The following is a 14,819-nucleotide window of genomic DNA, read 5'->3' as shown; positions in this document are numbered from 1 at the left end:
ACCGGTTGGCAGCCAGACGGCGGCTTCCTATGCTGCACAACACCAAGGAAAGAGGCGGGCATATGGCGATCACAACGCGGGAGGTCAGGGCGCAGTTTTCCCAGCCGGTGCGCCAGATTCTGTCGATGGTGATCGTGATGGCGGCCTTCGGCATCGGCGTTTACGTGGCCTATCCACGGGTGTCGCCGGTCTTTGCCGCCAACCCGTGGCTGAACGGCACCATCGGCGTGGTCTTCGTGGTCGGCGTTGCCGCCTGCTTCTGGCAGGTGGCGCAATTGTTCTCGGCGGCAAACTGGATTCAGGATTTTGCCCGCGACCGTCCCGGTTTCGACATCCAGCGCCCGCCGCGCATGCTGGCGCCGCTGGCGGCCTTGTTGCGGACGCGCGGGGCGCGGATGCAGATTGGGGCGTCCTCGGCGCGTTCGATCCTCGATTCCGTGGCCACCCGGCTGGACGAGGCGCGCGACATCACGCGCTATATCGTCAACCTTCTGATTTTCCTGGGCCTTCTGGGCACGTTCTATGGTCTGGCCACGACCATCCCGGCGGTGGTGGACACCATCCGCTCGCTGGCGCCGTCGGAAACCGAAAGCTCGACCGAGGTGTTCGGGCGGCTGATCGGCGGTCTGGAACAGCAGTTGGGCGGCATGGGCACGGCCTTTGCCTCGTCGTTGCTGGGGCTTGCAGGCTCGCTGGTGGTGGGCCTGCTGGAGCTGTTCGCGGGCCACGGGCAGAACCGCTTCTACCGCGAGCTTGAGGAATGGCTTTCGACCATCACCCGTGTCGGATTCTCGGCCGGTGACAGCGAAGGCGAGATGAGCGCCGAAAACTCGATGCTGGCCACGCTGATGGATCAGATGACCGAGCAGTTCGACGCGCTCAACACCACCTTCATCGAAAGCGACCAGAGCCGCGCGGCGGTGGATGCGCGATTAGGCGAGATCGCGGCCTCGGTCGAGAAGCTGGCGACGCGGGTGTCCGAAGACGCGCATATGACCACGGCGCTGAACCGCATCGCGCAGGGGCAGGAAAACCTGATCGAGGCGATCAACACGGTCACCGCCAAGCCCGCTGGCGAAAAGGACGCGCTGGAGGCTGAAACCCGGTCGCGGCTGCGGTCCATCGACGTGCAGCTTCTGAAGATCCTAGAAGAACTCACCGCCGGGCGGCAGGAAAGCACCACCGAATTGCGCCGCGATCTGGCCCGGCTGACCCGCGTGATCGAGATTGCCGCCGACCCCAACGGGGCGGGGCGCTGATCCATGGCGCTGAGCCGCCGCAGCGGACGTCGGTTCGAGGCCAACATCTGGCCCGGCTTCGTCGATGCGATGACGGCGCTGCTGCTGGTGCTGATCTTCGTGCTGACCATTTTCATGGTGGTGCAATCGATCCAGACCGAAACCATCACCGGGCAGGAAAGCCAACTTGACCGGCTGTCGCGAGAGCTGGATCAACTGGCCGTCGCATTGGGGACCGAGCAGCAGCGCAGTTTCGAGCTGGAGGAGGACCTTGCCGAGTTGGGATTGGAGTTGCAGGAGACCGAGACCAACGAGGAATTCCAGGCTCGGCTGATCGACACGCTGTCCACCGAAATCGAACGGCGCAACAACGTCATCGCGCAGGCACGCACCGCGATTTCCGATTACGAGGCGCAGGTGGCCGTCTTGCTGGCCGATCGCGCCACCGATCAGCAGCGCATTGGCGATCTGGAAGGCGAGGTTGACGCGCTGGATGACCAACGCAGCGCGCTGGAACTGGCGCTGGCCGCCGCCCGGCAGGAGGTCGACGCCGGGGTTGAGGCCGCGCGGCTGGCAGCGGCCCGACGCGAGGCCCTGGAGGCCCTGGTTGCCGATCTGCGCCGCGAGACCGAGGACACGGCGGCGCAACTGGAGCTGACCCAAGCACAGCGGGCTGCCCTGGCTGAAAATCTGGCCGAAACGCAAACCGCCCTGAGCGAAGAAGAAGCCGCCCGTCTGGCCGAGGTCGCGGCGGCGGAGGCGCTGCGCGAACGGCTGCGCAACTCGGATGCGGAACTGACCGCCATGACCCTGTCGCTGGAGGCGCAGCGGAAAGAAGCGGAAGACACCCTGACCCTGCTGGCCGCGGCGCGGGAAGCCCGCGACGATCTTGAGGCGCAGCTTGCCGCAGCCCTGTTGCAGGGGCAGGAGAATGTCGGCGCGCTGGATACTGCCGAGGCGGCATTGGAGGCGCTGCGCGCCGAACTGGACCGGGCCGGAGAAAGCCAGGACGATCTACGCGACAAGCTGGCCGCTGCTTTGGCCGCGCGGGCCGTGGCGGAAGCCGGAGCCGAGGCACTGCTCAGCGAAACCGAGCGTCAGGCGCGCTTGCTGGCGCAGGCACGCGGCCAGATCACCGAGATGGAAGAGGTCTCGACCGCGGATCAGCGGCGGTTGGCCTTGCTGAACGCGCAATTGACCGGCTTGCAGGATCAATTGGGCAATCTGCAGGCGCTGCTGGACGATGCCGAGGCACGTGACAGTGCCTCGCAGATCCAGTTGGAGAATCTGGGCGGGCGTCTGAACGCGGCGCTGGCACAGGCGGCGTCCGAGGCCAGGCGCGCCGAGGCCGAGGCCCTGCGTGCGGCGCAACTGGAATCGGCGGAGCGGGCGCGGGTCGAGGCCGAGAAGAAAGAGCTTGAGAACTACCGGTCCGAGTTCTTCGGCCTGCTGAAGGATCTGCTGGGGGATCAGGAGGGCGTCCGCGTCGTCGGGGATCGCTTCGTGTTCTCGTCAGAAGTGCTGTTTGCTTCCGGCTCGGCGGTTCTGTCCACCGAGGGGCGCGGCGAAATTGCCAAGATCGCCCAGCTGCTGCAGGACGTGGCCGCAATCATCCCGCCCGAGATCAACTGGGTGATCCGGGTCGATGGCCACACGGACAATATCCCGATTTCGGGCGGCAGCTATCAGGACAACTGGGAACTCAGCCAGGCGCGGGCCCTGTCGGTGGTGCGCTTCATGGTCGATGCCTTTGGCTTTCCGCCCCAGCGTCTGGCCGCCACCGGATTTGGTGAATACCAGCCCGTCGATCCGCGCGACACGCCCGAGGCGCGGGCGCGCAACCGGCGGATCGAGTTGAAACTGACGGAGCGCTAGGGCCGGGCGACGCCGGCCGCCTTTGGTCGTAGGCGCATGACGTTAAGGTCCTCCCAAAATGAAAAACCCCCGCGCGATGGCGGGGGTTTTTTTGTGTCGAAGGGCTGCGGGATCAATCCGCGGTCAGCAGCGGCGGGCGCTTGTCGTTGGACAGGCGCGCCTTTTCCGGTGGCTCGCTGGTCAGTTTCAGTGCGCCGTCTTCCACGGTCACAAGGACCACGCCGCCCTTGGCCAGCTTGCCGAAAAGCAGTTCCTCGGCCAGCGGCTTCTTGATGTATTCCTGGATCACACGGCCTAGCGGGCGGGCGCCCATCTTGTCATCATAGCCCTTCTCGGCCAGCCAAGCGGTCGCCGCCGGAGACAGCTCGATGGTGACGTTGCGATCCATGAGCTGGGCTTCAAGCTGCAGCACGAACTTCTCGACCACCTGCAGGATGACCTCCTGCGGCAGCGGACGGAAGCTGATCACCGCGTCCAGCCGGTTGCGGAATTCCGGCGTGAAGGTTCGTTCGATGGCGGCGGTATCCTCGCCCTCGCGGCGGTCGCGGCCGAAACCGATGGCGGCCTTGGCCTGTTCGGCGGCCCCGGCGTTCGAGGTCATGATCAGGATCACGTTCGAGAAATCCACCTGCCGGCCATTGTGGTCGGTCAGTTTGCCGTGATCCATCACCTGCAGCAGGATGTTGTAGACATCCGGATGCGCCTTTTCGATCTCGTCCAGCAGCAGCACGCAATGCGGATGCTGGTCGATGCCATCGGTCAGCATGCCGCCCTGGTCGAAGCCGACGTACCCCGGAGGAGCACCGATCAGACGGCTGACCGCGTGTTTCTCCATGTATTCCGACATGTCGAAACGCAGCAGTTCGACGCCCAGGCTGTCGGCCAGTTGCCGTGCGACTTCGGTCTTGCCGACGCCGGTGGGGCCGGCAAACAGGTAGTTGCCGATGGGCTTCTCGGGCTCACGCAGACCGGCGCGGGCCAGCTTGATCGCCGAGGACAGCGCCACGATGGCTTCGTCCTGCCCGAAAACCACCCGCTTGAGCGTGGTTTCCAGATCGCGCAACACCTCGGCATCGTCTTTCGAGACGTTCTTCGGCGGGATGCGGGCGATCTTGGCGACGACGGCCTCGATCTCTTTCGCGCCGATGGTCTTGCGGCGGCGGCTTTCGGCGACCAGATGCTGCGCCGCGCCGGCCTCGTCAATCACGTCGATGGCCTTGTCCGGCAGTTTCCGATCGTTGATGTAGCGCGCCGAAAGTTCCACCGCAGTGCGGATCGCATCGCTGGTATATTTGATCTCGTGATGTTCCTCGAAATAGGGTTTCAGGCCCTTGAGGATCTTCACGGTGTCTTCCACCGAAGGCTCCGACACGTCGATTTTCTGGAACCGGCGGCTCAACGCGCGGTCCTTTTCGAAATGCTGGCGGAATTCCTTGTAGGTGGTGGAGCCCATGCAGCGCAGCTTGCCGCCCTGCAACGCCGGCTTCAGCAGGTTGGAGGCATCCATCGCCCCGCCCGAGGTGGCCCCGGCGCCGATCACCGTGTGAATCTCGTCGATGAACAGCACCGCGTCGGGGTGGTCTTCCAGTTCCGACACCACCGCCTTGAGCCGTTCCTCGAAATCGCCGCGATAGCGGGTGCCGGCCAGCAGCGCCCCCATGTCGAGCGAATAGATGGTGGCCCCGGACAGCACTTCAGGCGTTTCGCCCTGCACGATCTTGCGCGCCAGCCCCTCGGCGATGGCGGTCTTGCCGACACCGGGGTCGCCCACCAGCAGCGGGTTGTTCTTGCGGCGGCGGCAAAGCACCTGGATGCAACGCTCGACCTCCTGGTCGCGGCCGATCAGCGGATCGACATCGCCCTTGGCGGATTTCGCGTTCAGGTCCACGCAGTATTTGGCCAGCGCGGAATCCTTGGCTTCGGCTTCCGGCGCGGCCTGCGCAACCTCTTCTTCATAGTCGCTGGCCCCGGTCACCGGGCGCGCCTCGCCATAGCTGGGATCCTTGGCGACGCCATGGGCGATGAAATTCACCGCGTCATAGCGGGTCATGTCCTGTTCCTGCAGGAAGAAGGCGGCGTTGCTTTCGCGTTCGGCGAAGATCGCCACCAGCACGTTGGCGCCGGTCACTTCGGTGCGGCCCGAGGACTGCACATGGATCGCCGCGCGCTGGATCACCCGCTGGAACGCGGCGGTGGGCACGGCTTCGGACCCCTCCACCTCGGTCACGAGCGAGGTCAGTTCCTCGTCGATGAAGGTTTCAAGGGTGGCTTTCAGCACGTCCAGATCCACACCGCAGGCCTGCATGACCTTTGCGGCATTGGGTTCGTCGATCAGGGCGAGCAGCAGATGCTCCAGGGTCGCCAGCTCGTGACGGCGGGTGTTGGCCATGGCCAGTGCCGCATGAATTGCCTGCTCTAGTGTGTTGGAAAACGACGGCACGTGGCGTGCTCCTTTCACATTGGGTCGAAGGGTAAACCCGCTTCGACCGTGGGCTCACAGGTTTAAGTTTTGGTTTTCTGACAGCGTCTTCAAGTGTTTTTTCTTCAACCTCTTGGCACCGGGGCGTGTTTCCGGGGCGTGAGCGGGGGGCAATCGGCCCCTTCAGAAGCGATCCTTGCGGGCGCGTATCTCGGCAAAAACCTCAGTGTTTGTTGCCGATTCCATCCCCAGCAGATGGCGGATGGCCGGGTCGTCCGTGCGCAGAAACGGGTTGGTGGCTTTTTCTTCGGCCAAAGTGGTGGGAACCGTGGGGTGACCGTCTTTTCGCAGCAGGTTCACCTTTTCGGCACGGGCTTTCAGGGCGGCGTTGTCCGGATCGACGCTCAGGGCAAAGCGGGCGTTGGCTTGTGTATATTCATGCCCCGAACAGATTTTCGTGTCATCGGGCAGGGCGGCCATGCGTGTCAGGCTGGCGTGCATCTGCGCCGGCGTGCCTTCGAACAGGCGCCCGCAGCCCAAGGCCATCAGGCTGTCGCCGGACAGCAGAACATGGGCGTTGCCGAAGAAATAGGCGATATGCCCGATCGTGTGGCCGGAGACATCCAGAATCTCAAGTGTATCGGTGCCGAATTCCAGCCGATCGCCGGGACTGACCGAGATGTCGAGTCGGGGCAGGCGGCTGGCATCGGCGGCGTTGCCGACGACCTTGGCACCCGTGGCGGCGCGCAGGGCGTCGACCCCGCCAATATGGTCATCATGGTGGTGGGTCACCAGGATATGGCTCAAAGTCCACCCGAGGTTTTTCAGCGCGGCCTCGACCGCCATGGCGTCGGGCACATCCGCCACGGCCGTAGCCCCGCTGTCCGCATCGTGAAGGATGTAGGCATAGTTGTCGGAAAGACAGGGCACGGTGACGAGTTCAAGGGGCATGGTGTTCCTGGAGTGATGCGGTAATGTTTCCACGACGCTACGCCCTGCGGATGGAGCTGTGCAATGCATCTTGATGTGCAGGACCTGAAAACCTTCTACTACCGGACCCGTCTGGGCCGGGCCGCCCAACGCGCCATTCGCAACCGGGTTCTGGAAATGTGGCCCGAGGCCAAGGGCCAGACCGTGGCGGGCTTCGGCTTTGCCGTGCCGCTTCTGCGACCCTATCTGGCGGATGCGCGGCGGGTGGTCGGTCTGATGCCGGGGCCACAGGGGGTGATGCCTTGGCCGGCGGGGATGCCCAATGTCTCGGTACTGTGCGAGGACGCGCGCTGGCCGCTGCCCACCGGCATGGTCGACAAGCTGGTGTTGATGCACGGGCTGGAAACCTCGGAATACCCCTCGGCGTTGCTGGATGAATGCAGCCGGGTGCTGGGGCCGGGCGGGCGCATCCTGTTTATCGTGCCGAACCGGGCGGGGATCTGGGCGCGGTCGGATCAGACCCCCTTCGGCTATGGCCGGCCCTACAGCCTGGGACAGCTGGAAGCGCAGATGAAGCGCCACGGGTTTTCCGCCGAACGTCACGAGGTCGCCCTGTTCCAGCCGCCCTCGCACAAGCGGTTCTGGCTGAAGGCCGGACCGTTCTGCGAGCGGGTGGGGCAAAGCCTGTCCAACCGCTATGCTGGCGGCGTGCTGATGGTGGAAGCCTGCAAGGAGGTCTTCCGCCCCACCGGCAACGCGGTGCGCGACGCGCTGCCCGATCCGATCCGGGTTCTGGGCGGCATGGCCCCGGCGCGTCCGGTGGCGACACGGTCCGGGCAAGACTGACTCGGTATTCGAAGAAATAATTATGAGAATCAAGGTCTCGAAAACGGGGCGGAAGCGGGCAATCGGGCTGTCCGGGAAATGACATGTCTGGTTTACATGGATTGCACAAACCGTCGCACCTGCCCAAACCCCCTTATTTTCTGGCGCTCTGCTGCAATCTGAGCCATGTTGCGCTGTTGCCTGTGAATACCTGCTTTGCTACACCCGCGCTGATTTTGACGGCTGCGTGAGCACACGAGCCACAGGCCCCGACCGGTGCCGCCCGCAGGGTGTGTTCCGGCCAACGACATCGAAAGGGTGGACGTGTCCGAACCAGCTTCGATCTCCTCAGGCATCGCCGAGCGCTATGCCACTGCCATGTTTGATCTGGCAAAAGAAGAAGGCCAGCTTGCGGCCCTAGAATCCGATGCGGATGCCCTGGGCGCCGCCCTTGGCGAAAGCGCCGAGTTCGGGGCCATGGTGCGGTCGCCGCTGTATGCGCGCCAGGAACAGCAGGATGCCATCGTGGCGCTTGCCGGGAAAATGGGCCTGTCGGCGCTGACCAGCAACACGCTGGCCCTGATGGCTTCGAAACGCCGTCTGTTCGTGCTGCCGCAGCTGATCGCGGCCCTGCACGAGATGATCGCCGAGGAAAAAGGCGAAGTAACCGCCGATGTGAAATCGGCAGCCGCGCTGACCGACGCGCAGGCCGCACGCCTTGCGGAAACGCTGAAGGCGAAGATCGGCAAGGATATCAAGATCAAGGCGACCGTGGATGAAAGCCTCATCGGCGGTCTTGTAGTCAAGGTGGGCTCGCGGATGATCGACACGTCGATCGCGGCCAAGCTCGCAAACCTCCAGAATGCAATGAAAGAGGTCGGATAATGGGAATCCAGGCAGCCGAAATCTCTGCGATCCTTAAGGAGCAGATCAAGAACTTCGGACAGGAAGCAGAAGTTGCCGAGGTCGGCCGTGTGCTGAGTGTCGGGGACGGCATCGCGCGCGTTTACGGTCTGGACAATATCCAGGCCGGCGAGATGGTCGAATTCCCGGGCGGTATCCGCGGGATGGCCCTGAACCTGGAAAGCGACAACGTCGGCGTCGTGATCTTCGGGACGGACCAGGACATCAAGGAAGGCGACACGGTCAAACGGACCAACGCCATCGTGGACGTCCCTGCTGGCGAAGCCCTGCTGGGCCGCGTTGTCGACGGTCTGGGCAACCCGATTGACGGCAAGGGGGCGATCGAGACCACCGAGCGTCGCGTCGCCGACCAGAAAGCGCCGGGCATCATCCCGCGTAAATCGGTCCACGAACCGATGGCCACCGGCCTGAAATCGGTCGACGCCATGATCCCGATCGGCCGCGGCCAGCGGGAATTGATCATCGGTGACCGTCAGACCGGCAAGACCGCCGTGGCGCTGGACACCATCCTGAACCAGAAAGTCTACAACGACGCCGCTGGCGACGACGAAAGCAAGAAGCTGTACTGCATCTATGTTGCCGTCGGTCAGAAGCGTTCGACAGTGGCACAGCTGGTGAAGAAGCTGGAAGAAACCGGCGCCATCGACTACACGATCGTCGTCGCCGCCACCGCGTCGGACCCCGCGCCGATGCAGTTCCTGGCGCCCTACGCCGCGACCGCCATGGCGGAATACTTCCGCGACAACGGTCGCCACGCGCTGATCATCTACGATGACCTGTCCAAACAGGCCGTTGCCTACCGCCAGATGTCGCTGCTGCTGCGCCGCCCGCCGGGACGTGAAGCCTATCCGGGTGACGTTTTCTACCTGCACTCCCGCCTGCTGGAGCGGTCTGCCAAGCTGAACGAGGATCACGGTGCCGGCTCGCTGACCGCACTGCCGATCATCGAAACCCAGGGTGGCGACGTGTCGGCCTTCATTCCGACCAACGTGATCTCGATCACCGACGGCCAGATCTTCCTGGAAACCGAACTGTTCTTCCAGGGCATCCGCCCGGCCGTGAACACCGGTCTGTCGGTGTCGCGTGTGGGCTCTTCGGCGCAGACCGACGCGATGAAATCGGTTGCCGGCCCGGTGAAGCTGGAACTGGCGCAGTACCGCGAAATGGCGGCCTTCGCCCAGTTCGGGTCCGACCTGGACGCTGCGACCCAGCGCCTGCTGAACCGCGGCGCCCGCCTGACCGAACTGATGAAGCAGCCGCAGTATTCGCCGCTGACCAACGCGGAAATCGTTTGCGTCATCTTTGCCGGCACCAAGGGCTACCTGGACAAGATCCCGGTGTCCGACGTGGGCCGCTTCGAGCAGGGGCTGCTGGCCTTCCTGCGGAACCAGAAGTCGGACCTGCTGGTCGACATCACCGAGAACGACCGCAAGGTCAAAGGTGAGCTGGAAGACAAGATCAAGGCTGCGCTCGACGAATTCGCTGCTAGCTTCGCTTGAGCACCTTGAGGGAGAGCGCACATGCCTAACCTTAAGGATCTCAAAAATCGGATCGAGAGTGTCAAAAGCACTCGCAAGATCACGAAAGCCATGCAGATGGTCGCGGCGGCGAAACTTCGCCGCGCCCAGGAGAGTGCCGAGGCTTCCCGGCCCTACACAGAACGGTTCAACGCCGTTCTGAGTGGGCTGGCGGCGTCGGTCGGCGGCTCCCCGAGTGCGCCGAAACTGCTCAGCGGAACCGGCGCGGATCAGACCCACCTTCTGGTGGTGATGACCTCCGAACGGGGCCTGTGCGGCGGCTTCAACTCGTCGATCGCCAAGCTGGCCCGCATCCATGCGCAAAAGCTGCGCGGGCAGGGCAAGACCGTGAAGATCCTGACCGTCGGCAAGAAGGGCCGCGAGCAGTTGAAGCGCGATCTGGGGGATCTGTTTGTCGCCCATGTTGACCTGAGCCATGTCAAGCGTATCGGTTATGACAACGCCCTGTCGGTGGCCCAGGATCTGCTGTCCCGTTTCGACGGCGGCGAATTCGACGTCTGCACCATCTTCTACGCCCAGTTCGAAAGCGTGGTCAGCCAGGTGCCGACGGCACAGCAGATCATCCCGGCGAGCTTTGAAGAAACCGCGGAAGCGAGCACGCTGTACGATTACGAGCCCAGCGAGGAAGGCATCCTGGCCGATCTTCTGCCTCGGGGTGTTGCCACGCAGGTCTTCGCGGCCCTGCTGGAAAACGCCGCCTCGGAGCAGGGCGCGCGGATGTCGGCAATGGACAACGCAACCCGCAACGCTGGCGAAATGATCGACAAGCTGACCATCGAGTTCAACCGCTCGCGTCAGGCCGTCATCACCAACGAGCTTATCGAAATCATCTCGGGCGCCGAGGCGCTCTAAAGGAACCGGAGACACGACATGGCACAAGGCAAGGTAGCCCAGGTCATCGGCGCGGTCGTTGACGTCAAGTTCGACGGCGAACTGCCGGCGATTCTGAACGCACTGACCACCGAAAACAATGGCAAGAAACTGGTTCTGGAAGTGGCCCAGCACCTCGGTGAAAACACGGTCCGGACCATCGCGATGGACGCCACCGAAGGTCTGGTTCGTGGCCAGGCGGTTGAGGACAGCGGCGCCCCGATCTCGATCCCGGTTGGCAACGCCACTCTGGGCCGTATCCTGAACGTCATCGGCGAGCCGGTGGACGAAAAAGGGCCGGTCACCGCAAGCGAGACCCGCGCCATCCACCAGCCCGCTCCGCAATTCGACGAGCAGTCGACGTCGAGCGACATTCTGGTCACCGGCATCAAGGTGATCGACCTGCTGGCGCCCTACGCCAAGGGCGGCAAGATCGGCCTGTTCGGCGGCGCCGGTGTGGGCAAGACCGTTCTGATCATGGAACTGATCAACAACATCGCAAAAGTGCACTCGGGCTTCTCGGTGTTCGCGGGTGTTGGCGAACGGACCCGTGAAGGCAACGACCTGTATCACGAGATGATCGAATCGAACGTGATCAAGCCGGACAACCTGGAAGAATCGCAGGTGGCCCTGGTGTACGGTCAGATGAACGAACCTCCGGGCGCCCGTGCCCGTGTGGCCCTGACCGGCCTGACCCTGGCCGAGCAGTTCCGCGACCAGTCCGGGACCGACGTTCTGTTCTTCGTGGACAACATCTTCCGCTTCACGCAGGCCGGTTCGGAAGTGTCCGCCCTGCTGGGCCGGATTCCTTCCGCTGTGGGCTACCAGCCGACGCTGGCCACCGACATGGGCGCCATGCAGGAACGCATCACCTCGACCAAAGCCGGTTCGATCACCTCGATCCAGGCCGTCTATGTTCCCGCGGACGACCTGACCGACCCGGCCCCGGCCACCACCTTTGCCCACCTGGACGCCACCACCGTTCTGTCGCGCGCCATCTCGGAACTGGGTATCTACCCGGCCGTGGACCCGCTCGACAGCTCGTCGCGTCTGATGGACCCGGCGGTTCTGGGCGAAGAGCACTACAACGTTGCGCGTGAAGTGCAGGGGATTCTCCAGCGCTACAAGTCGCTGCAGGACATCATCGCCATTCTCGGCATGGACGAATTGTCGGAAGAAGACAAACTGACCGTTGCCCGTGCCCGGAAAATCCAGCGCTTCCTGTCGCAGCCCTTCGACGTTGCGAAAGTGTTCACCGGTTCGGACGGTGTTCAGGTCCCGCTGGAAAAAACCATCGAGTCGTTCAAGGCCGTCGTGGCCGGCGAATACGATCATCTTCCCGAGGCCGCCTTCTACATGGTGGGCGACATCGACGAAGTGATCGCCAAGGCCGAGAAGATGGCCGCGGACGCGGCATAAGGGAACAGGCGCATGGCTGATACCCTACAATTCGACCTCGTGTCGCCCGAGCGGAGCCTGGCTTCGCTCACCGCGACCTCGGTCCAGATCCCGGGCGCCGAAGGTGACCTGACGGCCATGCCGAACCATGCGCCGTTGATCACCACCCTTCGTCCCGGAATCCTCAAGGTGACCGGGCCGGACGGCACCAGTGAATTCGCCGTCACCGGCGGGTTTGCCGAGATCACCGCAGATGCCACTACGGTCCTGGCCGAGCGGGCCTTTCCCCGCCACGCCGATTCCAAACCGGCCGTCGAGGAACACCTGGTCGCCGCCCGCAGCACCCACGAGGATGCGTCGGGCGAGCACAAGGATGTGGCTGCCAAACTGGTGGCCGATCTGGTCAAGCTTCTGGAAGACATGGAGTAACGCAGTTTTATTGCGTGTTCTGAACCCCTCGGATCACATCCGGGGGGTTTTCTTGTGTTCGGAATGCGCTATTCCTCTGACCATCATGGCGTCCCGGTTCGGGGCGTGTCCCCCCCGTGTTCAACAGGAAAGCTTGCCCAACAGATGCTTCGCCGCCTTCTCTTGATTCTATTTTTCGCCGCGGTTTCAGGTCAGGTCCTGACCGCGCCCGCTTTTGCCCAGACCCCCCCCGCTGCCGCGGGCGCTGACGAATCGGCGGAAGCCCCGGCCGAGGGCGATGCCGCCGCCGCCGAGGAAGCGCCCGCCGAAGAAGGGCCGTCCTATCCCGAAGGACTGGACAGCACCGGAATTCCTCTGGACGAGTTGAAGCTGCTGGTCATTCCGCTGACGGCGGACCAGTTGCAGGCCCTGGCCGAAACCTGGCTGGAGATCGTCCAGCGTCAGACGCAGGCGGTCGTCGATCAGCAGGTGGTCATCCTGCAGGCCGAAGGCGACGCCACCGAGGACATGCGGGACCGGCTGACTTCCATGAGCGACCAGCGCGGCGAAGCCTTTGCCCGTTATATCACCGTGGTCGACGCCTTCGAGAAGAAGGGCGGCGACGAGGCCGTGGTGGCGTCGTTCCGTGCCTACCGAAATGCGATCATTGTCGATGAAAAGCAGAACGCGGACTGGCGGACATTGGTCAGTCTGGCCCTGTCGTGGGCGCAGGATCGCGAAGGCGGTATTGCCCTTGCAATCCAGGTCGTGACGATCGTCGGTGCCTTCATCCTTCTGTTGATTGTCAGCCGCACCGTGCGCGGCTTCGTGCGCCGGGCGCTTGGCCGGGTGCCGAACCTGTCGCGGCTGTTGCAGGCTTTCCTTGCGATGGTGGTCTACTGGCTGACCATCGCGATCGGTCTGATGGTGGTGCTGTCGGCGCTCGGGATTGACGTTACGCCGATGTTCGCTCTGGTTGGTGGTGCTTCCTTCATCATTGCCTTTGCCTTCCAGGACACGCTGGGTAACCTTGCCGCCGGTCTGATGATCATGTTCAACCGCCCCTTCGACGAGGGCGACTATGTGACCATCGCGGGCATGGGCGGTACGGTGAAATCGGTGTCGGTGGTGTCCACCACCATCAATACGCCCGACAACCAGGTCATCGTGATCCCGAACTCGAAGGTCTGGGGCGACGTGATCACCAACACCACCGCTTCGACCACGCGCCGGGTCGATCTGACCTTCGGCATTGGCTATGACGACAGCATCTCTGATGCGCAGGCCATCCTTGAGCGGGTGGTAGAGGAGCATCCGCTGGTTCTGAGCGATCCGGCCCCGGTGATCCGGGTCAGCGCGCTGGGAGCCAGCTCGGTGGACTTCATCTGCCGGCCCTGGGTCAACAGCACGGACTACTGGACCGTCTATTGGGATCTGACCCGCCAGGTCAAAGAGGCCTTTGACGAAGGCGGAATCTCGATCCCCTTCCCGCAGACCGACATGCACCTGCACGTGGCCTCAGGCATGGCGCCGGCGCCGCTGCTGGGCGTCGCCCCGGTTGCGGTGGACGGTGACCACGGGCTCGGGCGGCCCAAGGGTGCGCCGGACTTCAAGTCCGGCGACGAAGGCGCCGACGAAAGCACCGACGACACCTAGACCATCCGCGCGGTCAGCCGGTCACAGGCCCGGCTGACCAGCACGTGCAGGGTCAGCGTCAGGCAGGCCAGCACAACCAGCGCTGCGAACATCAGGTCGATCTTGGCGCGGCCATTGGCCAGCAGCATCAGGTAGCCAAGCCCGTTGCTGGCCCCGACCCATTCCCCGATCACCGCCCCGATGGGCGCATAGACCGCGGCCAGCCGCAGGCCCGAGGCCAGTCCCGGAAGCGCGGCGGGCACGCGGATGCGCCAAAGCCTCTGACGCGGTGTCGCCTGCATGGTCTGGGCCAGATCCAGATAGCCGCGCGGGGTCTGCATCAGCCCGTCGAAAAAGGCCGAGGTGACGGGGAAATAGATGATCAGCACCGCCATCAGCACCTTCGACCACAGCCCGTAACCCAGCCACAGGGTCAGGATCGGCGCCAGCGCGAAGACCGGCAGCGCCTGGGTCAGCACCAGCGCCGGGCGGATCAGCCGCCGCGCCAGCCCCGAGGTGGCCAGTTGCAGCGCCGTGACGATCCCCAGCGCCGACCCCAGCACCAGCCCCGCCAGCACTTCGGAAAAGGTCACCAGCGCGTGCCAGCCGATCAGCCCGGCATTGTTCCACAGGGCCTGCGCCACCCGGACCGGGCCGGGCAGGATGAAGGGCGGCAGATCGGCCAGCGTCACCAGCGTCTGCCACAGCCCCAGCAGCACGGCGGTCACGAACAGCGCGTTCAGGATCCGGGCGCCCATG

The 14,819-nt window shown here is 64.1% G+C and carries 12 protein-coding genes; 9 read left to right on the top strand and 3 right to left on the bottom strand.

What is annotated here, in order from left to right:
• Positions 1 to 62: 62 nt before the first annotated feature.
• Positions 63 to 1,259 (top strand): biopolymer transporter ExbB, encoded by a 1,197-nt coding sequence (locus ACP15K_RS01170; protein ID WP_193139483.1) that lies wholly within the window; start codon positions 63 to 65, stop codon positions 1,257 to 1,259.
• A 3-nt stretch (positions 1,260 to 1,262) separates the two neighbouring features.
• A complete protein-coding gene (locus ACP15K_RS01165) occupies positions 1,263 to 3,113 on the top strand; it encodes a peptidoglycan -binding protein (protein WP_424989616.1) in 1,851 nt (616 codons plus the stop codon).
• 112 nt (positions 3,114 to 3,225) lie between these two features.
• Here the strand turns inward: ACP15K_RS01165 and clpA are convergent, their stop codons facing one another.
• Positions 3,226 to 5,553, bottom strand: a complete 2,328-nt coding sequence (gene clpA / locus ACP15K_RS01160) for an ATP-dependent Clp protease ATP-binding subunit ClpA (protein WP_193139479.1) — start codon at positions 5,551 to 5,553, stop codon at positions 3,226 to 3,228.
• Between the two features lie 162 nt (positions 5,554 to 5,715).
• Positions 5,716 to 6,483, bottom strand: a complete 768-nt coding sequence (gene gloB, locus ACP15K_RS01155) for a hydroxyacylglutathione hydrolase (protein ID WP_424989615.1) — start codon at positions 6,481 to 6,483, stop codon at positions 5,716 to 5,718.
• A gap of 63 nt (positions 6,484 to 6,546) precedes the next feature.
• On the opposite strand from gloB, the gene ACP15K_RS01150 reads away from it, so the two are divergent.
• The 7 genes from ACP15K_RS01150 to ACP15K_RS01120 all read left to right on the top strand — a co-directional run bounded on the left by ACP15K_RS01150 (position 6,547) and on the right by ACP15K_RS01120 (position 14,081).
• Entirely contained in the window at positions 6,547 to 7,308 is a 762-nt protein-coding gene (locus tag ACP15K_RS01150) for a class I SAM-dependent methyltransferase (protein ID WP_193139476.1), read from the top strand.
• A 303-nt stretch (positions 7,309 to 7,611) separates the two neighbouring features.
• Entirely contained in the window at positions 7,612 to 8,172 is a 561-nt protein-coding gene (locus ACP15K_RS01145) for a F0F1 ATP synthase subunit delta (protein ID WP_424989614.1), read from the top strand.
• Positions 8,172 to 9,710, top strand: coding sequence for a F0F1 ATP synthase subunit alpha (gene atpA, locus ACP15K_RS01140; RefSeq protein WP_193139472.1), 1,539 nt, complete (start codon positions 8,172 to 8,174; stop codon positions 9,708 to 9,710). Before ACP15K_RS01145 ends, atpA begins: the two co-directional genes overlap by 1 nt.
• Positions 9,711 to 9,731: 21 nt before the next feature.
• A complete protein-coding gene (locus ACP15K_RS01135) occupies positions 9,732 to 10,601 on the top strand; it encodes a F0F1 ATP synthase subunit gamma (RefSeq protein ID WP_193139470.1) in 870 nt (289 codons plus the stop codon).
• An 18-nt stretch (positions 10,602 to 10,619) separates the two neighbouring features.
• Entirely contained in the window at positions 10,620 to 12,038 is a 1,419-nt protein-coding gene (atpD, locus tag ACP15K_RS01130; RefSeq protein WP_193139468.1) for a F0F1 ATP synthase subunit beta, read from the top strand.
• 12 nt (positions 12,039 to 12,050) lie between these two features.
• Positions 12,051 to 12,446 carry a F0F1 ATP synthase subunit epsilon gene (locus ACP15K_RS01125; RefSeq protein WP_424989613.1) on the top strand — a complete coding sequence of 132 codons (396 nt, stop codon included), beginning with the start codon at positions 12,051 to 12,053 and terminating at the stop codon, positions 12,444 to 12,446.
• 162 nt (positions 12,447 to 12,608) lie between these two features.
• On the top strand, positions 12,609 to 14,081 hold the full coding sequence (locus ACP15K_RS01120; RefSeq protein WP_226925628.1) for a mechanosensitive ion channel family protein: 1,473 nt from the start codon (positions 12,609 to 12,611) through the stop codon (positions 14,079 to 14,081).
• Here ACP15K_RS01120 and ACP15K_RS01115 read toward each other — a convergent pair.
• A complete protein-coding gene (locus ACP15K_RS01115; RefSeq protein WP_424989612.1) occupies positions 14,078 to 14,818 on the bottom strand; it encodes an ABC transporter permease in 741 nt (246 codons plus the stop codon). The two genes, ACP15K_RS01120 and ACP15K_RS01115, sit on opposite strands and share 4 nt — an antisense overlap.
• Position 14,819: the final 1 nt, after the last annotated feature.

Origin of the sequence: Fluviibacterium sp. S390 (assembly GCF_049800695.1) — a bacterium.
GTDB lineage: Bacteria > Pseudomonadota > Alphaproteobacteria > Rhodobacterales > Rhodobacteraceae > Meridianimarinicoccus.
This window is presented reverse-complemented; position numbering and strand designations above follow the sequence as displayed.